Origin of the sequence: Streptomyces sp. NRRL B-24085, from assembly GCF_001282115.1 — a bacterium.
Taxonomy (GTDB): Bacteria; Actinomycetota; Actinomycetes; order Streptomycetales; family Streptomycetaceae; genus Streptomyces.
Window position 1 is genome coordinate 1 of sequence record NZ_LJBR01000070.1, and the last position, 20,573, is coordinate 20,573.

Sequence of the window (20,573 nt, forward strand, 5' to 3'; positions counted from 1 at the left end):
CCGCCTCCGCCCGCACGCCCCCGACGCCACCGCCGCGCTCACCGCCCTCACCGGCACCGCCCCCGTCCTGCTCACCGGCGACAACGCCCGGGCCGCCGCGAAGGTCGCCGAGGCCACCGGCCTGACGGACGTCCGCGCCGACCTGCTGCCGGAGGGCAAGGTGGACGCCGTACGGCAGCTCCAGGACGCCGGGCGCAAGGTGCTGTTCGTCGGGGACGGCGTCAACGACGCACCCGCGCTCGCCGCCGCCCACTCCGGCATCGCGATGGGCCGAGCGGGCTCCGACCTCGCGCTGGAGACCGCGGACGCGGTCGTCGTACGCGACGAACTCGCGACCGTACCGGCGGTCGTACGGCTGTCCCGGACCGCCCGCCGACTCGTCCTCCAGAACCTCCTGATCGCGGGTGCCTTCATCACCGGACTCGTCCTGTGGGACCTCCTAGGCCACCTCCCGCTGCCGCTCGGGGTCGCCGGGCACGAGGGCTCCACGGTCCTCGTCGGTCTCAACGGACTGCGGCTCCTGCGCGAGTCCGCGTGGCGGCCGGGCCGCACCGTCCCCCAGGGCACGCGAGGCTGATGTCGGATTCCCGCCAGCCCGCGTCGGCCGGGTGCCCGATGCTGGACGCATGCAGACGGGGATGTACACCGAGACCGAGCGCTGTGTGCGCGCCGTGCAGTCCAAGGACGCGCGGTTCGACGGATGGTTCTACACGGCCGTACTGACGACCCGCATCTACTGCCGACCGAGCTGCCCGGTCGTCCCGCCCAAACCCGAGAACATGACCTTCTACCCGAGCGCGGCGGCCTGCCAGCAGGCGGGCTTCCGCGCCTGCAAGCGGTGCCGGCCCGACACCAGCCCGGGCTCGCCGGAGTGGAACCAGCGCGCCGACCTCGTGGCCCGCGCGATGCGCCTGATCGCCGACGGGGTGGTCGACCGGGAGGGCGTGCCCGGCCTCGCCGCCCGCCTCGGCTACAGCACCCGGCAGATCGAACGCCAGCTCCTCGCCGAACTCGGCGCCGGCCCGCTCGCCCTCGCCCGCGCCCAGCGCGCCCAGACCGCGAGGATCCTCATCGAGACGACCGCGCTCCCGATGGCGGACATCGCCTTCGCGGCCGGCTTCTCCGCGATCCGCACCTTCAACGACACCGTCCGCGAGGTCTTCGCGCTCGCACCGAGCGAGCTGCGCACCCGTGCCGCGAGGAGGACCGCGCCGGACACCCCCGGCTTCCTGTCCCTGCGCCTGCCGTTCCGCGCCCCCCTCAACCCCGACAACCTCTTCGGTCACCTCGCGGCCACCGCCGTCCCCGGTGTGGAGGAGTGGCGGGACGGGGCGTACCGGCGCACGCTGCGACTGCCGTACGGGCACGGTGTCGTGGCCCTGACGCCACGGCCCGACCACATCGCCTGCCGGCTGACACTGAGCGACCTGCGCGACCTGACCGTCGCCATCAGCCGCTGCCGCCGGATGCTCGACCTGGACGCCGACCCGGTCGCGATCGACGACCAGCTGCGCACGGACCCGCTGCTGGCGCCCCTCGTGGACAAGGCGCCGGGCCGACGCGTCCCGCGCACCGTCGACGAGGAGGAGTTCGCGATACGGGCCGTGCTGGGTCAGCAGGTCTCCACGGCGGCCGCCCGCACCCACGCGGCCCGCCTGGTCACGGCCCACGGCGAACCCGTCGACGACCCCGAGGGCGGCCTGACGCACCTCTTCCCGACCCCCGCGGCACTGGCCGCGCTCGACCCGGCCTCGCTCGCGATGCCCCGCACCCGCCGCACGACCTTCACCACCCTGGTCGGCCGACTCGCCGACGGCTCGCTCCAGTTGGGCGTCGAGCAGGACTGGTCCGAGACCCGGGCCGGTCTCCTCGCCCTCCCCGGCTTCGGGCCCTGGACGGTCGACGTCATCGCCATGCGCGGCCTCGGCGACCCGGACGCCTTCCTCCCGACCGACCTCGGGATCCGCCGCGCCGCCCAGGAGCTGGGCCTGCCCTCGACCCCGGCCGCGCTGACGGCCCGTGCGGCGGCCTGGCGGCCCTGGCGGGCCTACGCCGTCCAGTACCTGTGGGCGACCGACAGCCACCCCATCAACTTCCTTCCCGTGTGAGGACGTTCCGTGAAACAGCACACCGTGATCGACAGCCCCTACGGCCCCCTGACCCTCGTCGCCGACGACGGCGTCCTGTGCGGCCTCTACATGACCGACCAGCGCCACCGGCCGCCGGAGGAGACCTTCGGAGCACCGGACGACGGGTGGGCCGAGGAGGCCGCGGAGCAGCTGCGGGCCTACTTCGACGGCGAGTTGAAGGAGTTCACCCTGCAACTGCGGCTGCACGGAACCCCGTTCCAGCGCACGGTCTGGGAACAGCTCCGCAGGATCCCGCACGGCGAGACCCGCACCTACGGCGAACTCGCCGACGCCCTCGGCAACCCGAAGGCATCCCGCGCGGTCGGCCTGGCCAACGGCCGGAACCCGATCGGCATCATCGTCCCCTGCCACCGCGTGGTCGGCGCCGACGGCAGCCTCACGGGATACGGCGGCGGCCTGGAGCGCAAACAGCGGCTGCTGGATTTCGAGCGGGGCGCGGCGCTGTTCTGACGCCGGGGCGCTCTCCTGTTGTGCGGTGTATTGTGGTGGTGAATGGCAGGTTCTGCGCGGGTCACGAATATACCGCCACGGATAAAATGATTCCTCCGTCCACTCTCACGGGGGTGGGATCATGGCGAGTCATCCAGATCGCTCCGGTCCCCAGCTCACTTTCATTCAGCCGTCACACCTGTACGGATCCCCGCTCCGGCTGTCCGCCGCGAGGTCGGTCCTCGGCCGGGATCCCGCCTGTGACATTCGCATAGACGATCCGTACGTGAGCGGCAGGCACGCGCTCCTGAGTCGTTCGGGCGCGCAGGTGGTCCTGGAGGACCTCGGTTCCGCCAACGGCACTTCGGTGAACGACCGTCGTCTTGCCGCCCCGCAGACGCTGCACGACGGTGATGTGCTCACCCTGGGAAGCGTGAGCATCCGCTACGAATGGCCCGGCAGCGCCGAGCGGGAGCGGGAAGCCGCGCTGGGCACCGTCGTGATGCCGACGGTGAGCCGCGCCCCGCGATTCGATGTGGGGCAGCAGTATGGCGCCAACATCAACAATGTGGGCGGGCACCAGTACGTCGATCAAAGACAGGAGAGCTTTCTCCGGCAGGTCGCGGCGGCTCGCACACGGGCCCGAAGAATCATTCTGTTCGGTTTTCTGCTCTTCCTGGGCGGCTTCGCCGTTTTCGCCTATGGAATTCTGCGATTCATGGGCCGTATCGGGGATCCGGTGTCCGACGACCCCAATGAATGGCCCGATCCGGGTGACATGTTCGGCACGGAGATCGGTGGATTTCCGGTCTTCCTTCTCGGCTGGGCGGCCGCCGGCGTCGGCACGGTCCTGATGACGGCCGGGCTGGTGATGCACGTCATCGCCGCATCCCGGCAACGCTCGTTCGACGCGGCCGCGCGCCGCCAGTGACGCAGACGAGAGGTCGTCCAGTGAGCTTCAACATCGGCAGCCAACAGGGCAACATCAACAACGTCGCCGGCGACCAGACCATCCACGGCGGCCAGCACGGACAGTTCGCGACGGCCACGGATCCGCGTGCCATGCTCGGTCTGCTGCGCGCGGAGCTCGACCGCCTGGCCCTCCCGCCCGAGGTGGCGAGCCAGGTGCACACCGAGGTCGCGTCCCTCGACACCGAACTCGCCTCCCCTTCCCCGGACCGCACCACCATGGCCGAGCGCCTGGTGCGCATCACCAGGCTGGTGACCGCCGCGGGAGCGGCCGTCACCGCCGGCGGAACCCTCGCGGGAGCCCTGTCCTCCCTGGCGGGCTGGCTGGGGCCCGTCGGTGACTCCGTCCTGCGCGCCATCGGGTAGTCACCCGAACGAGCCGATCCGGTGCAGGAGTTCGGGCAGCGCCGTGCCGATCGGCTCCCGGATCACCTCGTCGGCGCGGTCGTCGTACGGGGTCGGCTCGGCGTTGACGACGACGAGCCGGGCGCCGTGGTCGGCGGCGACGCCCGCGAGGCCCGCCGCCGGCTGGACCTGGAGCGTGCTGCCGACCGCGACGAAGACCTGGCACGCCTTGCTGATGGCGACCGCCTCACCGAGCACCACGGGGTCCAGGCGCTCGCCGAACATCACGGTCGCCGGCTTGAGGATGCCGCCGCACTCCGCACACGGCGGGTCCGCCTCGCCGGCCTCGACCCGGGCGAGCGCGTCCTCCATCGGGCCGCGGGCGTGGCACTTCGTGCACACCACCTGCCGTGCGGTGCCGTGCAGTTCGAGGACCTTGCGGGCGGGCATCCCGGCGAGCTGGTGCAGCCCGTCCACGTTCTGCGTGATCACCCGCACCGGCACCCCGGACCTCTCCAGCCCGGCCACCGCCCTGTGCGCCGCGTTGGGTTCGGCCGCCGGCGCGCCGGTCGCCCGCCGCATCTGCCACGAGCGGCGGCGGATCTCCGGATCGCCCATGTAGTAGTCGTACGTGACGAGCTTCTCCGCCTCGGGGTCCTTGCGCCACAGGCCGTTCGGGCCGCGGTAGTCGGGGATCCCGGAGTCGGTGGAGATGCCGGCGCCGCTGAGGAGGGCGACGAGGGGCCTGGTCATGGCATCGAGGGTAGGACGGGTGATCCGGTGCGGCGAACAGATATCCGCCCGCGCCTGCCTCGGCCGCCGGACCCGCCCCGGTCAGCCCACGCGGTGCCCGTCCTCCAGCTCCACCGTGCCCGAGCCGTCCGTCAGCGCGTCCAGCGCGGCCAGGACACGGCGGCCGAGGGCTCCCGGCAGGTGGTCGAGGAGTTCCTCGCGGGGCACGAGGCGCCAGGACAGCAGTTCCTCCTCCTGGAGGCGGATCGCCTTGAAGTCGTCCTCGGTGAGCACACCGCCGTCGTAGAGGTAGGCGACCAGCGGCGGACGGGCCGTCCCGTGCACCCAGTCCACCGCGAGGAGCCGTCCGAGCTCGCGGTCCAGGCCGATCTCCTCGGCGGTCTCGCGGCGGGCGCCCTGACGCGGTGTCTCGCCGTCGTCGGACTCGATGGTGCCGCCCGGCAGTGCCCAGCCCTCACGGTAGTTGGGCTCGACCAGGAGGACCCGGCCGTCCGCGTCCCGGAAGAGCGCGGCGGCTCCGGCGATGACGCGGGGGAGACCGGCGATGTAGGCGGCGAAGTCCTGGGTGGTGGTCATCCTCGAAGGGTAACCAGCCCCGGGGGCGCCACGAGCACGTCGACGGTGACCGGACAGCACGTGGCCACGGGGTGCCGTGTCGGGGCGGCGGGCGTCGGCCGATCCGCTGCCGGAGCGTAGGGCGCACCCGGCGCTCAGGTCTCCGTCTCCGCCAACCTGACCGTGCGCTCGGCCAGTTCGGTGATGTGGACGCCGTCGAAGCCGAACACCGCGCTGCGCACCCTGTCCTCCAGCGGCTCCTTCCACTGGTCCGGGATGGCGTCCGCCCCGGTGAGCACCCCGGCCACCGAGCCCGCGGTCGCCCCGTTGGAGTCGGTGTCCAGACCGCCCCGCACGGTGAGCGTGATGGTGCGGGTGAAGTCGCCGTCGCCGTACAGCAGCCCCGCGGTCAGGACGGCCACGTTCGGGACGGTGTGGATCCAGCCGAGCCCGGCGGTCTCCTCCGCGACCGTGGTCAGCGTGTCCTCCCAGGTCATCCGGGTGTCGTGCAGGGACGCCACCCGGCGTACCGTGCGGGCGAGGCGACTGCTCGCCGGGACCACCGCGAGCGCCTGGTCCACGGCCTGGCGCACGGTCCCGGCGGTGAACGCCGCCGAGATCAGCGCCGCCGCCCACATCGCCCCGTACACGCCGTTGCCGGTGTGCGAGAGCACCGCGTCGCGTCGGGCGAGCAGGGCGGCGCGGCGCGGGACACCGGGGCAGGTCCAGCCGTAGATGTCGGCGCGGATCAGCGCCCCGATCCACTCCTGGCAGGGGTTGTCGTACGTCGCCGTCAGCGGCGGTTTCAGCCCGTTGGCGAGGTTGCGGTAGGCGGCCCGCTCCGCGGTGAACGTCTGGAGGTACGGCAGCCTCAGCAGCCACAGGTCCCCCACCTGCTCGGTGCTGAAGCCGAAGCCGTGGGTCTCCAGCAGGTCGAGGCCGAGGATGGCGTAGTCGACGTCGTCGTCACGGCAGCTGCCGTGGATGCGGCCGCGCACGCACGCGCGCCACTCGGGCCGCAGCTCGAAACCGTCGCTCTCGCCGACGGGCTCGGGTAGGTAGTCGGTCAGGGGCAGCGCGGCCGCCTGCCGCAGATAGCGGTCGATCCGGTCCCGCGTCCACAGGTCGCCCTGCTCGACCGGCTTGCCGAGCATGTTGCCCGCGATCCGGCCCAGCCAGCCCCCGTGGATGCGGTCGGCGAGCTCTGGCTCAGTGCCCACAAGGGTCATAGCTCCGGTTTACCCCATTCCGCTGCACCGCACAGAGGGTTCGCAGGGCCTTCTCAGGGTCTGGGCCGCGCATGACGCCGGGGTGCCTCTGCGGTTAAGGTCGCAGCGGCGCGACTGGCCTTGACGTGCGCGAGGCCCGGAGAGCAAGGGGAAAACGTGACACAGCGCGTGCTCATCGCCGCGGACAAGTTCAAGGGCTCGCTCACGGCCGTGCAGGTCGCCGAGCGGGTGACGGCCGGGCTGCGCCGGGTCGTGCCGGACCTGGAGGTCGAGGCGCTGCCCGTCGCCGACGGCGGGGACGGCACCGTCGCCGCGGCGGTCGCGGCCGGCTTCGAGCGCCGGGAGGTCGCGGTCGCCGGTCCCCTCGGACAGGAGACCACCGCCGCCTTCGCGGTCCGCGGCGACACCGCCGTCGTCGAGATGGCCGAGGCCAGCGGCCTTCAGCGGCTGCCCGCGGGTGTCTTCGCCCCGCTCACCGCGTCCACCTACGGTTCCGGCGAGCTGCTGCGCGCCGCTCTGGACGCCGGCGCCCGCACGATCGTGTTCGGCGTCGGCGGCAGCGCCACCACCGACGGCGGCGCCGGGATGCTCTCCGCGCTGGGCGCCCGCTTCCTGGACGCCGACGGTGAGCCGGTGGCCCCCGGCGGCGGTGGCCTCGCCCATCTGGCCTCGGCCGACCTGTCCGGCCTGGACCCGCGGTTCGCGTCCGTCGAGTTCATCCTGGCCAGCGACGTCGACAACCCGCTGACCGGCCCCAAGGGCGCCCCCGCGGTCTACGGCCCGCAGAAGGGCGCCTCCCCGGACGACGTGGAGGCCCTGGACAGCGCCCTCGCCCACTACGCGAAGGTGCTGGAGGACGCCGTCGGCGCGAAGGCCGCCGAGTACGCCGCCTCGCCGGGTGCGGGCGCGGCCGGCGGCATCGGCTACGGCGCCCTCCTGCTCGGTGCCCGGTTCCGCCCGGGGATCGACGTCATGCTCGACGTCCTGGGCTTCGCCCCTGCGCTGGAGTGGGCGGACCTGGTGATCACCGGTGAGGGATCCCTCGACGAGCAGACCCTGCACGGCAAGGCCCCGGCCGGCGTCGCCGCGGCCGCCCGCGCCAAGGACAAGGAGGTCGTCGCCGTCTGCGGCCGCCTCGCCCTGCCCCCGGAGGCCCTCGGCCGGGCGGGCATCCGCCGCGCCTACCCCCTCACCGACGCCGAGCCCGACATCCAGAGGTGCATCGCCGAGGCGGGCCCCATCCTGGAGGACGTGGCGGAACGGATCGGCCGGGACTTCCTGGTCTGAACCGGATGGCGGGGGGGGGGGCGCCGGAGCGCCCCTCACGCCCGCACCCCCGACAACCGGTACGCGTCCAGCGCCAGCGTCATTTCGATCAGGTCCCGGGGCCGGGCCAGTGAGCGGGAGGTGAGCTGCTCCAGGCGGCGCAGGCGGTTGAAGACCGTGTTGCGGTGGCAGTACAGGCGTCCGGCTGCGCGGCCCGCCGAGCCCTCGCAGACCAGCCACACGTCGAGCGTCTCCAGGAGCACGGCCCGGTCGGCGGGCTCCAGCTCCAGGAGCGCGCCGAACACGTCCTTCACCAGCCGGTCGGCCAGCTCCGGCTGGCTCACCACCAGCGCGGTCGGCATCCGCTGGTCGAGGCGTACGACCGCGGTGGCGTCCGGCGGGCAGGTGCGCAGCGCCAGCTCGGCCAGGCGCCGGGCCCGCCCGAGCTCGGCGAGGCCCGGCACCACCGGACTGATGCCGCCCGGGCCCGAGCAGCGCCCGTCGAGCGCCCGGGCCACCCCGTCCAGCCCCTGCCCCGGTGAGAGGGCGACGACCCCGATCTCGCAGTCCGCGCGCATCCGCCAGATGAACCGGAACCCGGCTCCCCGCAGCGGCTGCCCGTGCGCGTCCCGCCGTACCGCCCGCAGCACCACCACCGCGTAGGGGCCGTGCTCCGGCAGATCGAGTCCCGCGGCCGCCCGCGCCGCCAGCCCCGGCGTCGCCTGCCCCTCCAGCAGCGCGTCGAGCAGCGCCTGCAACTGCTCGTCGGTCCGCCGCCGCAGCTCCGCCTCGGTCGCCCGGTACGCCTCCGACGCCGCCTGGGTCTGCGCGTCCACCGCCGACCACACCACCGTTGCCGACCGCATCAACGCGGCGAGCCGCTCCGGTTCCCGCCCGGCGGCGCGTTCCACCAGCGCGTCCCACACCAGATAGCCGGCGTTGCGGTACGCGTGCACCAGCAGCTCCAGCGGCAGCCCCTGCTGCGCCCGGCGCCGGCCCAGGTCCTCGGCGTGCTCCAGGTCGCGGCGGGGCGACTCCCGCGGCGCCGACAGGGTCTCGATGCCGATCCGGATCGCCTCCTCCGCCTCCCGCCACTGGAGGTCGGCGGGCAGCACCCCCGCGTACACGGGGGAGTGCTCGGCGAGCTGCCGCAGGTGCTCGTCGACCAGCTCGGGCACTCCCTCCAGCAGAGCCGTGCAGGACTCCGCGAGCAGTTTCCAGTCGTGGCCGGTCCGCAGCCTTCGCCCACCCATGACCGGAGGATGCCATCGGGACAACCCCGCGCACAGGCCCCTGACACGCGGTGTTGTGCGCGCGCACAACCGTGGCACCGGCCTGCTGGGCACCCGCAGCGTTTGTGCCGCGGGCCGTGGACGCACGCCCCCGGCCGGTGCTGGGGTGAGCGCCACATCGAGTCGGACAAGGGGGGGAGTCCATGACCGGAGCCGGACTGGTCGTCCGAGACCTGTCGGTCGGATACGGCCCCGTGCGCGCCCTGCGCCGGGTGTCCCTGGAGGTGCCCGAGGGCACCGTGGTGACGGTCCTGGGCGGCAACGGCGCGGGCAAGTCCACACTGCTGCGCGCGATCAGCCGGACCCTCGCCTTCCACGGCGGCGCGGTCACCGAGGGCACGGTCACCCTGGACGGCCACCGCCTCGACGGCCTCGCGCCGGACCGGGTGGTCGCCGCCGGGGTCTGCCAGGTACCGGAGGGGAGGCAGGTGTTCGCCCGCATGACGGTCGCCGACAACCTGCGCGCGGGCGCCCTCGGCGGCAGCAGGACGGGACGCTCCGCGGCGCTCGAACGCGTCCACGAGCTCTTCCCCGTGCTCGCCGAACGCGCCGCGCAGCGCGCCGGGCTCCTCTCCGGGGGCGAACAGCAGATGCTCGCGGTGGGCCGCGCCCTGATGGCCGCCCCGCGCGTGCTGCTGCTCGACGAACCCTCCCTTGGCCTTGCCCCGCTCATGGCCCAGCGGATCGCCGACACGGTCCGTGAGATCAACGCCCAGGGCACGTCCGTCCTCCTCGTCGAGCAGAACGCGGCCCTCGCCCTGCGGCTCGCCACGCGCGCGTACGTCCTGGAGGTCGGCGAGGTCACCCTGTCCGGTCCGGCCGCCGAACTGGCCGCCTCCGACGAGGTCCGGCGCCGCTACCTGGGCGTGGTCGACGAGGACGCGGCGGCCGACGCGGACCGGGTGACGGGCCGGACGCTCACGAGATGGAAGGGGTGACCGCGATGGACTCCCTGGAGGTACGCGGGCTGACCGTCCGCTTCGCCGGACTCACCGCGCTCGACGACGTCGGCTTCACCGTGCGCCCCGGCACCGTCCACGCCCTCATCGGGCCCAACGGCGCCGGCAAGTCCACCTGCTTCAACGTCCTGTCCGGTGTCTACCGGGCCACCGCCGGCAGCGTCCGCTTCGGCGCGCACGAGCTGACCGGCATGCCCGCGCACCGCATCGCCGCCCTCGGCGTCGCGCGGATCTTCCAGAACCTCGCGCTGCCGCCCCGGGCCTCCGTCGAGGACTGTCTGCTCCTCGGCCGGTACCGGCTCACCCGCACCGGCTTCCTCGCCGCGGGACTCCGGCTGCCGTCGGCGGCCCGCGAGGACCGGCTGCACCGCGAACGCGTCCGGGAGATCGCCGAGTTCGTCGGCATCGCGGACTGCCTGGCACGGCCCGCGGGCTCCCTGCCGTACGGGCAGCAGAAGCTCGCCGAACTCGCCCGCGCGCTGTGCATGGAACCCCGGCTGCTGCTCCTCGACGAGCCCGTCGCGGGCATGACCGCCGACGAACGGCGCCGGACGGCCGCCGTGATCGCGGGTGTCCGCGACTCCCTCGGCATCTCGATCGTCCTGGTGGAACACGACATGGGGGTGGTGATGCGGCTCGCGGACGCGGTGACCGTACTGGACTTCGGGCGCCGGATCGCCGACGGCGCCCCCGCCGACGTACAGAACGATCCGGCCGTCGTGGAGGCGTACCTGGGAGCCGCGTCATGAGCACCTTCGCCGAGATCCTGCTGAACGGCCTCTCGCTCGGGTCGGTGTACGCGCTCATCGCGCTTGGCTTCGTGGTGATCTTCCGGGCCACCGAGGTCGTCAACTTCGCCCACGCGTCCCTGCTGCTCGCCGGCGGGTACGTCACCGCGACCCTCCACGACGACCTCGGGTTCTGGCCCGCCCTGCTCGTCGGGATCGCGGGTGCCGCGCTCGTCGGGGCCGCTGTGGAGTTCCTGGTGATGCGGCGCTACCGGGGCAGCGACCACAGCGTCCTCGCCATCGTCACCATCGGCGTCGACATCCTGCTCACCACCGAACTGACCCGCCGTATCGGCACGGACGTCCTCACGCTCGGCGACCCGTGGGGGGACGCCGTCCTGAAGATCGGGCCGATCTCCCTCGCCCACACCCGGATCGCCGCGTTCGTGGCCGCCGCGCTGCTCATCACCACGTTCCTGCTGGCGTTCCGGTACACGTCGTGGGGCGTGGCGATGCGGGCGGCGGCGGAGAGCTCGGAGACGGCCGCGCTGATGGGGGTGCGGCTGGGCCGGGTCTCGCTGGGCGCCTGGGCGGTGGCGGGCGGACTCGCCGCCGTGGCCGCCCTGTTCCTCACCGTCTTCCCGACGCCGGGGCTGGAGCGGGCGACCTCGCTGGCCGCGCTCAAGGCGTTCCCGGCCGCCATCCTCGGCGGACTGGACTCGACGACGGGCGCCCTCGTGGGCGGCCTGCTGGTCGGCGTCACGGAGTCCCTCGCGACCGGCTACCAGAGCGACCTCACCTTCCTGGGCCGGGGGCTGGGCGACCTCGCCCCCTACCTCGTGATGGTCGCGATCCTGCTGGTGAGGCCCGCCGGTCTGTTCGGCACGAAGGAGCTCGCCCGTGTCTGAAGTACTGGTGAAGCCGCTGCGGACGGTCCGGACGCGCACCTGGCTGTGGGGCGCAGGGGCCGTCGTCCTGCTGGCCCTGCCCTTCTACCTGGACCGCTTCTGGCTCCAGGCCGGCCTGTTCGCGATGGCGGCCGCCATCGGCGCGATCGGCATCAACCTCCTCACCGGAGCCACCGGCCAGCTCTCCATGGGGCACGCCTTCTTCCTCGCCGTCGGCGCCTACGCCTACTGCGTGTTCGCGGCGGACGGCGGCGACGGACTGACCGGCCTCGGGCTGCCCACCTGGCTCGCCGCCGTGCTCGCGGTGCTCGTCGCGGGCGCCGCGGGCGGCCTGTTCAGCCCCATCTCCGGGCGGCTCAGCGGCGCCTACCTGGGCATCGCCACGCTCGCGCTCGTCTTCATCGGCCAGCACGTGATGTTCAACGCCCACGACCTGACCGGCGGTGCCAACGGCCGGGACGTGCCGCCGCTCAGCCTGTTCGGCCTCACCTTCGACGACCGGGAACTCCTCGTCGCCGCCGTGCCGTTCGGATCGGCGGAGAAGCTCTGGTACGCCGGTCTGATCCTGCTGGCGGCGGGCGCCCTCTTCGCGCGGGGCGTCCTGCGCGGCCGTCCGGGCCGGGCCATGAACGCGATCCGCGACCACCGCATCGCCGCCGGCGTGCTGGGCGTGCCGGTCGCCCGGCACCGCGCCGCGGTCTTCGTGCTGTCGTCGATGTACGCGGGGCTCGCGGGCGTCCTGCTCGCCCTGGTCTTCCAGCGGACGGTCCCCGACTACTTCGGCATCACGCTCTCGCTCGAGTACCTCGCGATGATCGTCATCGGAGGGCTCGGCTCGGTCTCCGGGGCCGTGGCAGGGGCCGTGTTCGTGTCCCTGCTGCCGCAGCTCCTGACCCGCTACAGCGACGCGCTGCCGCTGGTCTCCGCCCCCGGCACGGGCGGGATCGCACCGGGCGAGGCATCCCGGTACCTCTACGGCGCCGCGGTCGTGCTGGTGGTGCTGTTCCTGCCCGGCGGCCTGGTCGGGACGGCCGCACGGCGTCGAGTCACCACACAACCAGGGGAGGAACGATGAACAGGACATACGGCGCCAGGGCCGCCGCGGGCGCGCTCGCCGCGCTGCTGGTGCTGGCCGGATGCAGCTCCAAGGCGAAGGACTCCGACGACGGCGACAAGGCCGCCGCGGGCGGCGTGAAGACCGGGGACGGCGTCTCCGGGAAGACCATCACGCTCGGCGCGCTCACCGACATGACCGGGGTCTACGCGACCCTCGGCAAGAGCGTCACCCAGGCCCAGCAGCTATATGTGAAGCAGCTCAACGCCGCCGGAGGGGTCTGCGGCCACACGGTGGACCTCGCGGTCCGCGACCACGGCTACGACCCGCAGAAGGCCGTCTCCGGCTACACCGAGCTGGAACCGAAGGTGCTGGGCTTCACGCAGTTCATCGGCTCGCCGTTCGTCGCCGCGGTCAAGCAGCGCATCGACGGCCAGGACAAGGCGCTGGTGCTCCCGCAGGCCTGGTCGTCCGCACTGCTCGGCAGCCCCTACATCCGGGTCATCGGGTCCACCTACGACATCGAGACGATGAACGCGGTCGACTTCCTGATCAAGGAGAAGGGGGTGAAGAAGGGCGACAGGATCGGCCACGTCTACTTCGAGGGCGACTACGGCGAGAGCGCGCTGGCCGGCTCGAAGCACATCGCGAAGGAGGCCGGGCTGACCGTCGTCGAACAGAAGATCAAGCCCACCGACAACGACATGACCGCCCAGGTCACCGCCCTCAAGAAGGCCGGCGTCAAGGCGGTCGTGATCAGCGCGGGACCGCGGCAGGCGGCCTCGCTGGTCGGGGTGGCGGCGGCGAGCGGCTTCGCCGTACCGGTCATCGGCAACAACTCGGCCTTCGCGCCGCAGCTCCTCGCCACCCAGGCGGGCCCGGCCCTGATGAAGAACTACTACGTGGCCTCGCCCTCGCTGCCCATCGGCGCGGACACCCCGCAGGCGAAGAAACTGGTCGCCGACTACCGGGCGGCCTACCCGAAGGACGCCCTGGACAACGGCATCGTCGCCGGCTGGACCGCCGCGTCGGCCTTCGGCGAGGCCCTGAAGAAGGCCTGCTCGAACAAGGACCTCACCAGGGAAGGCGTGGACAAGGCCCTGCTGTCGCTCGACGCCTACGACGTCGGCTTCGGCGTCACCCAGGACTTCAGCGACCCCAAGGCCCCGTCCTCCCGCGAGAGCGTGATCCTCCAGCCCGACAAGAGCGTCACGGGCGGCATGAAGGTCGTACGCGAGGCAGGGGCCTCGCAGGCGGCGGAGGGGTACACGCCGGGGGCCTGAGCACCGGGCGCGCACGTGGCCGAGGAGCCCGGACCGACATCGGTCCGGGCCCCTCGCGTGTAGGACGGTGGGGCGTTACGGCAGCTGCGCCGCCGCGGGTCTGGAGGAGGAGCCGGCCGCCCAGGGCCCTGTCTTCCGGCGAGACGGCGTGAAGGTCGTGCACGAGGGGTGCCTGCCGGGGGCCTGAGCATCCGGCGGACACACCAGAGGAGCCCGAACCGTCATCGGTTCGGGCCCCTCTGCGGTACGGCGGCGGAGCGCTACGGCAGCTGCGCCGCGCGCGCCTCACGCCGGTTGCCGCGGAAGTTGTTCACCCGGCGGGCCGTGGCGAACAGCGGGATCACGGCGCCCATGACGAGCTGCAGGGCGCAGCCGGTCTGGAGCAGGAGCTGGCCGCTCGGGGCGCCGAACGCCCAGGCCGCGAGCAGACCCATCGCCAGCACGATCCAGGAGAGCATCGCCACCGCGAGCCGCCCCCGCGGCTTCGGGTACTCCACCCGGCTCACCATCAGCCACGCGGTGCCCAGGATCGCCAGGAGCGTCGCCACGAAGGGCAGCTCCAGCAGCACGATCGCGACCACCGTCAGCGCGCCGAACGGGGACGGCATGCCCTGGAACATGCCGTTCGCCACCGTCACGCAGGAGAATCTGGCCAGCCGGAGGACCACCGCCAGCAGCACCACCACGGCCCCCACCGCCGCCACCCGCTGCGAGGCGTCGTCGGCGACCATGCCGTAGACGAGCACGAAGTACGCCGGCGCGAGGCCGAAGCTGATCAGGTCCGAGAGGTTGTCCAGCTCGGCGCCCATCGGCGAGGAGCGCAGCTTGCGCGCCACCAGGCCGTCGAAGAGGTCGAAGACCGCCGCGCACAGCATGAGGATGACCGCCGTGGCCGCGCTGTTGCGCGCCATGCCGGATTCCTGGCTGTCGGTCAGGTGCGGGATCAGGATGCCGGTGGTGGTGAAGTACACCGCCATGAAGCCGCACGTGGCGTTGCCGAGGGTGAGGGTGTCCGCTATCGAGAGGCGGAGAGAAAGAGGCATCTCCTCCTCGTCGTCGACCTCGTCGGCCTCGGGCACCCAGCCCGCCTGGGTCTCAGGATCAATCACGGTCAATGCGAGTCACCCCAGCCGTCGTCTTCTGGCCGACCTCGACCGCGACCTCCACGCCCTCCGGCAGGTAGATGTCGACGCGCGAGCCGAACCGGATCAGACCGATGCGGTCACCCTGCTCGACCTTCGTGCCCTGCGGGATGTAGGGCACGATGCGGCGGGCCACCGCGCCGGCGATCTGGATCATCTCGATGTCACCGAGTTCGGTGTCGAAGTGCCAGACGACGCGCTCGTTGTTCTCGCTCTCCTTGTTGAACGCCGGAACGAACCCGCCGGGGATGTGCTCGACCGAGGTCACCGTGCCGGAGAGCGGCGCGCGGTTGACGTGGACGTTGAGCGGGCTCATGAAGATCGCGACGCGGGTGCGACCGTCCTTCCACGGCATGATGCTCTGCACCACACCGTCGGCGGGCGAGATGACCCGGCCCGGGGCGATCTCGCGCTCGGGGTCGCGGAAGAACCACAGCATGCCCGCCGCCAGCGCGGTGGCGGGCACGGCGACGGCCTTGGCGGCGCCCGACTTGCGCGCGCGAACCAGGCTCAGTGCTGCGGTGGCGACGGTCGGGAGGAGCCACGGCGATGCTCCGCGCGCGAGGCGTACGCCTGCCAGGCTGTCGCGAGGTGCAGAGGTTTGGCTGTGGGGCATGGATGACCTTCGTAGCGGATGATGCCGCGCACTAGACGGGGGACGGCGGCTTTCCGGGATCGTACCGGGCGCGGGCCACAACTGGGCAAGCCAGGAAGCCGAGTCGGCGGCTGAACCCTGTTGACGGGGTGTGATCTTCTTCTCCAAGAAAACACCCCGTAACCGGACATCTAGCCCTGGAACCGATACTCTTCGAGCAGCCTGCGACCGATGATCATTTTCTGGATCTCGGCGGTACCTTCACCGATCAGCAGCATCGGAGCCTCACGGTAGAGGCGCTCGATCTCGTACTCCTTGGAGAAGCCGTAGCCGCCGTGGATCCGGAAGGCGTCTTCCACGACCTCCTTGCAGTATTCGGAGGCGAGGTACTTCGCCATCCCTGCCTCAAGGTCGTTTCGCTCCCCGGAGTCCTTTTTGCGAGCCGCGTTGACCATCATCGCATGCGCCGCCTCGACCTTGGTAGCCATCTCGGCCAGCTTGAACTGAATCGCCTGGTGCTGGGCGATCGGCTTGCCGAAAGTGTGACGCTGCTGGGCGTACCGGACGCCGAGCTCGAAGGCACGCTGCGCGACTCCGCAGCCACGCGCCGCCACATTGACGCGCCCGACTTCCACCCCGTCCATCATTTGGTAAAAACCTCGGCCGGTGACCCCGCCGAGCACACGGTTGGCCGGAAGTCGCAGGCCATCCATGATCAACTCGGTGGTGTCGACACCCTTGTACCCCATTTTGTCGATCTTCCCGGGGATGGTGAGGCCGGGACGGACCTCTCCGAAGCCGGCCTCCTTCTCGATCAGGAAGGTCGTCATCGACTTGTGCGGTTTGGCGGCCGCTTCCTCGGGGGAGTGTCCTTCGTCACTTCGGACGAGAACGGCGACCAGAGTTGACGTTCCGCCGTTCGTCAGCCACATCTTCTGGCCGTTGAGGACGTACTCGTCACCGTCCTTGACCGCCTTGGACGTGATGGCGGACACGTCCGAGCCGAGACCCGGCTCCGACATCGAGAAGGCGCCCCGGACGTCGCCGGCCGCCATCCGCGGCAGGAAGTGGTCCTTCTGCTCCTGCGTGCCGTGCTGCTTGAGCATGTACGCCACGATGAAGTGGGTGTTGATGATGCCGGACACCGACATCCAGCCGCGGGCGATCTCCTCGACGCACAGCGCGTACGTCAGGAGGGACTCGCCCAGACCGCCGTACTCCTCGGGGATCATCAGCCCGAACAGGCCCAACTCCTTGAGCCCGTCGACGATCTGCTGCGGGTACTCGTCGCGGTGCTCCAGCTCGGTCGCGACCGGGATGATCTCCTTGTCCACGAAGTCCCGGACGGTGGACAGGATCTCCTGCTGGACGTCCGTGAGGCCGTGGGTCCGGGCGAGGCGTGCCATGTCGGTCAGCCCTCCTGAAGTTCCGGGCGGCCGGGCTGCTCGCCGCCGCGCTCCTTGATGTAGGTCTCGGTGGGCACCATGACCTTGCGGCGGAACACGCACACCAGCGTGCCGTCCTGCTTGTAGCCCTTGGTCTCGACGTAGACGATCCCGCGGTCGTTCTTCGACTTGGAGGGCCACTTGTCGAGCACGGTCGTCTGGCCGTAGATCGTGTCGCCGTGGAAGGTCGGCGCCACGTGCTTCAGCGACTCGATCTCCAGGTTGGCGATCGCCTTGCCGGAGACGTCCGGCACCGACATGCCGAGCAGCAGGGAGTAGATGTAGTTCCCGACCACCACGTTCTTGCCGAAGTCCGTCGTCTGCTCGGCGTAGTTGACGTCCATGTGGAGCGGGTGGTGGTTCATGGTGAGGAGACAGAAGAGATGGTCGTCGTACTCCGTGACCGTCTTCCCGGGCCAGTGCTTGTAGACCGCCCCGACCTCGAACTCCTCGTAGGTGCGTCCGAACTGCATGGTGCTCAGGCCTCCGGGATCTCGAACTTGGAGGTGCGCTGCATGCCGGCCGCGCGTCCCTTGCCGGAGATGACCAGCGCCATCTTGCGGCTGGCCTCGTCGATCATCTCGTCGCCGAGCATCGCCGAGCCCTTCTTGCCGCCCGCCTCGGACGTGTAGTAGTCGTACGCGTCCAGGATCAGCTCGGCGTGGTCGTAGTCCTCCTGCGAGGGCGAGAAGATCTCGTTGGACGCCTCCACCTGGCCCGGGTGCAGCACCCACTTGCCGTCGAAGCCGAGCGCGGCGGCGCGCTGGGCGACCTCGCGGTAGCCGTCGATGTTGCGGATCTGGAGGTAGGGGCCGTCGATCGCCTGGAGGTTGTTGGCGCGGGCGGCCATCAGGATCTTCATCAGGATGTAGTGGTAGGCGTCCGCCGGGTAGCCGGGCGGCTGCTCGCCCACGACCAGCGACTTCATGTTGATCGACGCCATGAAGTCGGCCGGGCCGAAGATGATCGTCTCGACGCGCTGGGAGGCCGTCGCGATCTCGTTGACGTTGTTGAGGCCCTGCGCGTTCTCGATCTGCGCCTCGATGCCGATCTTGCCGACCTCGAAGCCCATCGTCTTCTCGATCTGGGTCAGCAGCAGGTCGAGCGCGACGATCTGCTCGGCCGTCTGCACCTTCGGCAGCATGATGCAGTCGAGGTTCTGACCCGCGCCCTCGACGACCGTGACGACGTCGCGGTACGTCCACTCGGTCGTCCAGTCGTTGACCCGCACGACCCTCGTCTTGCCGGTCCAGTCGCCCTCGTTGAGGAACTTGACGATGGTGTGCCGCGCCTCGGGCTTGGCGAGCGGGGCGCACGCGTCCTCCAGGTCGAGGAAGACCTGGTCCGCCGGGAGGCCCTGCGCCTTCTCCAGGAAGCGCGGGTTCGAGCCCGGTACCGCCAGGCAGGAGCGCCGCGGACGGAGACGGTTGACGGTCATGCGGGGACCTCCAGGGGGTCGAGCTTGTTCGCGTTGCGGATCTCGTCGACGATCCGGCCGATGATTCCGGTGATGTCGAAGTCCTTCGGGGTGAAGACCGCGGCCACTCCGGCTGCCCGCAGCTGCTCGGCGTCACCATTCGGGATGATGCCACCGGCGATCACGGGTATATCTGTGGCACCCGCCACACGCAGCCGTTCGAGGACGTCCGGCACCAGCTGGGCGTGCGAGCCGGACAGGATGGACAGGCCGACCGCGTGCACGTCCTCGGCGAGGGCCGCGTCCACGATCTGCTCCGGCGTGAGCCGGATGCCCTGGTAGACCACCTCGAAGCCCGCGTCACGCGCGCGGACGGCGATCTGCTCGGCCCCGTTGGAGTGCCCGTCCAGGCCCGGCTTGCCGACCAGGAAGCGCAGCTTGCCGACCCCGAGGTCCTTGGCGGTCTCCTCGACCCGGCGGCGGACGTCGGCCATGGCCGAGCCCTCCTCCGCGGGAACCGCCACCGGCGCCGAGGAGACGCCCGTGGGCGCCCGGAACTCGCCGAACACCTCCCGCAGGGCCCCCGCCCACTCGCCGGTCGTCACGCCGGCGCGGGCGCACTCCAGGGTGGCCTCCATGAGGTTGTCGGTGCCCTTGGCGGCCTCCTTCAGCCTCTCCAGCGCCTTGCAGGGGCGCGGGTGGTTGAAGGGCGGCTGGTAGCGGGTGTCGCGCCAGTGCTGGAGCCCCGCTATTACCCGGGCCTCGACGGCCGGGTCCACCGTCTGGATCGCGGTGTCCAGGTCGGCGGTGAGCGGGTTGGGCTCGGTCGTCTCGAAGATGTTGACGCCGACGATCTTCTCCTGCCCGGACTCGATCCGGGCCCGGCGCTCGGCGTGCGAGGAGACGAGCTGCGACTTCAGGTAGCCCGACTCGACGGCGGCCATCGCGCCGCCCATCTCCTGGATCCGCTCGATCTCCGCGAAGGACTCCTCGACCAGCTTCGCGACCTTCGCCTCGACGACGTGCGAGCCCTCGAAGACGTCCTCGTACTCCAGCAGGTCGCTCTCGTACGCCAGCACCTGCTGCATCCGCAGCGACCACTGCTGGTCCCAGGGCCGGGGCAGACCGAGGGCCTCGTTCCACGCCGGGAGCTGGACGGCACGCGCGCGTGCGTCCTTCGAGAGGGTCACGGCCAGCATCTCCAGCACGATCCGCTGGACGTTGTTCTCCGGCTGCGCCTCGGTCAGCCCGAGGGAGTTGACCTGGACGCCGTACCGGAAGCGGCGGTGCTTGGGGTCCTCGATGCCGTAGCGCTCCCGCGTGACCTGGTCCCAGATGCGGCCGAAGGCGCGCATCTTGCACATCTCCTCGATGAACCGGACACCCGCGTTCACGAAGAAGGAGATCCGGCCCACGACGTCGCCCATGCGCTCCTGCGGCACCTGGCCGGAGTCCCGGACGGCGTCCAGGACCGCGATGGCCGTCGACATCGCGTACGCGATCTCCTGGACCGGCGTGGCGCCCGCCTCCTGCAGGTGGTAGCTGCAGATGTTGATCGGGTTCCACTTGGGGATGTGGGAGACCGTGTACGCGATCATGTCGGTCGTCAGACGGAGGCTCGGCCCCGGCGGGAAGACGTGCGTCCCCCGGGACAGGTACTCCTTGACGATGTCGTTCTGGGTCGTGCCCTGGAGCCGGGTGACGTCCGCACCCTGCTCCTCGGCGACGACCTGGTAGAGCGCCAGCAGCCACATGGCGGTGGCGTTGATCGTCATCGAGGTGTTCATCTGCTCCAGGGGGATGTCCTGGAACAGCCGGCGCATGTCACCGAGGTGCGCGATCGGCACGCCGACCCGGCCCACCTCGCCGCGGGCGAGGATGTGGTCGGAGTCGTAGCCGGTCTGCGTCGGCAGGTCGAACGCCACCGACAGGCCGGTCTGGCCCTTGGCGAGGTTGCGCCGGTACAGCTCGTTGGACGCCTCGGCCGTGGAGTGGCCGGCATACGTGCGCATGAGCCACGGCCGGTCCTTCTGACGCTCTGTCATCTATGGCCT

At 71.4% G+C, this 20,573-nt stretch carries 21 protein-coding genes; 11 read left to right on the top strand and 10 right to left on the bottom strand.

The window, feature by feature from the left end:
* The 5 genes from AOJ26_RS10760 to AOJ26_RS10780 form a co-directional block, all read left to right on the top strand.
* Window positions 1–577, top strand: a 577-nt coding sequence (locus tag AOJ26_RS10760) for an HAD-IC family P-type ATPase (RefSeq protein ID WP_143663580.1), incomplete at its 5' end; no start/stop codon positions are given.
* A 49-nt stretch (window positions 578–626) separates the two neighbouring features.
* Window positions 627–2,108, top strand: a complete 1,482-nt coding sequence (locus AOJ26_RS10765) for a DNA-3-methyladenine glycosylase 2 family protein (RefSeq protein ID WP_306300078.1) — start codon at window positions 627–629, stop codon at window positions 2,106–2,108.
* 9 nt (window positions 2,109–2,117) lie between these two features.
* Window positions 2,118–2,600 (top strand): methylated-DNA--[protein]-cysteine S-methyltransferase, encoded by a 483-nt coding sequence (locus AOJ26_RS10770; protein ID WP_053848001.1) that lies wholly within the window; start codon window positions 2,118–2,120, stop codon window positions 2,598–2,600.
* Window positions 2,601–2,721: 121 nt separating this feature from the next.
* The gene (locus AOJ26_RS10775; RefSeq protein WP_053848002.1) at window positions 2,722–3,510 is read left to right on the top strand and encodes an FHA domain-containing protein; all 789 of its coding nucleotides are present in this window, start codon (window positions 2,722–2,724) and stop codon (window positions 3,508–3,510) included.
* Window positions 3,511–3,530: 20 nt separating this feature from the next.
* A complete protein-coding gene (locus AOJ26_RS10780; RefSeq protein WP_053848003.1) occupies window positions 3,531–3,914 on the top strand; it encodes a hypothetical protein in 384 nt (127 codons plus the stop codon).
* On the opposite strand, the gene AOJ26_RS10785 is transcribed toward AOJ26_RS10780, so the two are convergent.
* From AOJ26_RS10785 to AOJ26_RS10795, 3 genes are all read right to left on the bottom strand, one after another.
* Entirely contained in the window at window positions 3,915–4,646 is a 732-nt protein-coding gene (locus AOJ26_RS10785; RefSeq protein WP_053848004.1) for an SIR2 family NAD-dependent protein deacylase, read from the bottom strand.
* Window positions 4,647–4,727: 81 nt separating this feature from the next.
* Window positions 4,728–5,222 (bottom strand): NUDIX domain-containing protein, encoded by a 495-nt coding sequence (locus AOJ26_RS10790; RefSeq protein ID WP_053848005.1) that lies wholly within the window; start codon window positions 5,220–5,222, stop codon window positions 4,728–4,730.
* 134 nt (window positions 5,223–5,356) lie between these two features.
* The gene (locus AOJ26_RS10795) at window positions 5,357–6,430 is read right to left on the bottom strand and encodes an ADP-ribosylglycohydrolase family protein (protein WP_053848006.1); all 1,074 of its coding nucleotides are present in this window, start codon (window positions 6,428–6,430) and stop codon (window positions 5,357–5,359) included.
* Window positions 6,431–6,598: 168 nt separating this feature from the next.
* On the opposite strand from AOJ26_RS10795, the gene AOJ26_RS10800 reads away from it, so the two are divergent.
* Entirely contained in the window at window positions 6,599–7,717 is a 1,119-nt protein-coding gene (locus AOJ26_RS10800; protein ID WP_053848007.1) for a glycerate kinase, read from the top strand.
* A 35-nt stretch (window positions 7,718–7,752) separates the two neighbouring features.
* Here AOJ26_RS10800 and AOJ26_RS10805 read toward each other — a convergent pair whose 3' ends face one another.
* Entirely contained in the window at window positions 7,753–8,949 is a 1,197-nt protein-coding gene (locus tag AOJ26_RS10805; protein WP_053848008.1) for a PucR family transcriptional regulator, read from the bottom strand.
* 182 nt (window positions 8,950–9,131) lie between these two features.
* Here AOJ26_RS10805 and AOJ26_RS10810 point away from each other — a divergent pair, with 182 nt between their 5' ends.
* Genes AOJ26_RS10810 through AOJ26_RS10830 form a run of 5 tightly spaced genes read left to right on the top strand, consistent with a single transcriptional unit; the run spans window position 9,132 to window position 13,920 of the window.
* The gene (locus AOJ26_RS10810) at window positions 9,132–9,926 is read left to right on the top strand and encodes an ABC transporter ATP-binding protein (RefSeq protein WP_053848009.1); all 795 of its coding nucleotides are present in this window, start codon (window positions 9,132–9,134) and stop codon (window positions 9,924–9,926) included.
* A gap of 5 nt (window positions 9,927–9,931) precedes the next feature.
* Window positions 9,932–10,696, top strand: a complete 765-nt coding sequence (locus tag AOJ26_RS10815) for an ABC transporter ATP-binding protein (RefSeq protein ID WP_086724395.1) — start codon at window positions 9,932–9,934, stop codon at window positions 10,694–10,696.
* On the top strand, window positions 10,693–11,583 hold the full coding sequence (locus AOJ26_RS10820; protein WP_053848011.1) for a branched-chain amino acid ABC transporter permease: 891 nt from the start codon (window positions 10,693–10,695) through the stop codon (window positions 11,581–11,583). The genes AOJ26_RS10815 and AOJ26_RS10820 overlap by 4 nt, the downstream gene beginning before the upstream one ends.
* Window positions 11,576–12,658 (top strand): branched-chain amino acid ABC transporter permease, encoded by a 1,083-nt coding sequence (locus AOJ26_RS10825; protein ID WP_053848012.1) that lies wholly within the window; start codon window positions 11,576–11,578, stop codon window positions 12,656–12,658. Before AOJ26_RS10820 ends, AOJ26_RS10825 begins: the two co-directional genes overlap by 8 nt.
* Window positions 12,655–13,920, top strand: a complete 1,266-nt coding sequence (locus AOJ26_RS10830; RefSeq protein WP_053848013.1) for an ABC transporter substrate-binding protein — start codon at window positions 12,655–12,657, stop codon at window positions 13,918–13,920. The genes AOJ26_RS10825 and AOJ26_RS10830 overlap by 4 nt, the downstream gene beginning before the upstream one ends.
* 260 nt (window positions 13,921–14,180) lie before the next feature.
* On the opposite strand, the gene pssA is transcribed toward AOJ26_RS10830, so the two are convergent.
* The 6 genes from pssA to AOJ26_RS10860 all read right to left on the bottom strand — a co-directional run bounded on the left by pssA (window position 14,181) and on the right by AOJ26_RS10860 (window position 20,564).
* Window positions 14,181–14,999, bottom strand: coding sequence for a CDP-diacylglycerol--serine O-phosphatidyltransferase (pssA, locus tag AOJ26_RS10835; RefSeq protein WP_053848014.1), 819 nt, complete (start codon window positions 14,997–14,999; stop codon window positions 14,181–14,183).
* 22 nt (window positions 15,000–15,021) lie between these two features.
* Complete coding sequence (locus tag AOJ26_RS10840; RefSeq protein ID WP_053848015.1) at window positions 15,022–15,678, bottom strand: phosphatidylserine decarboxylase; 657 nt, start codon at window positions 15,676–15,678, stop codon at window positions 15,022–15,024.
* 170 nt (window positions 15,679–15,848) lie between these two features.
* Window positions 15,849–17,063, bottom strand: a complete 1,215-nt coding sequence (locus tag AOJ26_RS10845; protein ID WP_053848016.1) for an acyl-CoA dehydrogenase family protein — start codon at window positions 17,061–17,063, stop codon at window positions 15,849–15,851.
* 5 nt (window positions 17,064–17,068) lie between these two features.
* Window positions 17,069–17,575 (bottom strand): MaoC family dehydratase, encoded by a 507-nt coding sequence (locus AOJ26_RS10850; protein WP_053848017.1) that lies wholly within the window; start codon window positions 17,573–17,575, stop codon window positions 17,069–17,071.
* Between the two features lie 5 nt (window positions 17,576–17,580).
* On the bottom strand, window positions 17,581–18,540 hold the full coding sequence (locus AOJ26_RS10855; RefSeq protein ID WP_031475710.1) for an HpcH/HpaI aldolase/citrate lyase family protein: 960 nt from the start codon (window positions 18,538–18,540) through the stop codon (window positions 17,581–17,583).
* The gene (locus AOJ26_RS10860) at window positions 18,537–20,564 is read right to left on the bottom strand and encodes a protein meaA (protein WP_053848018.1); all 2,028 of its coding nucleotides are present in this window, start codon (window positions 20,562–20,564) and stop codon (window positions 18,537–18,539) included. The genes AOJ26_RS10855 and AOJ26_RS10860 overlap by 4 nt, the downstream gene beginning before the upstream one ends.
* Window positions 20,565–20,573 lie beyond the last annotated feature (9 nt).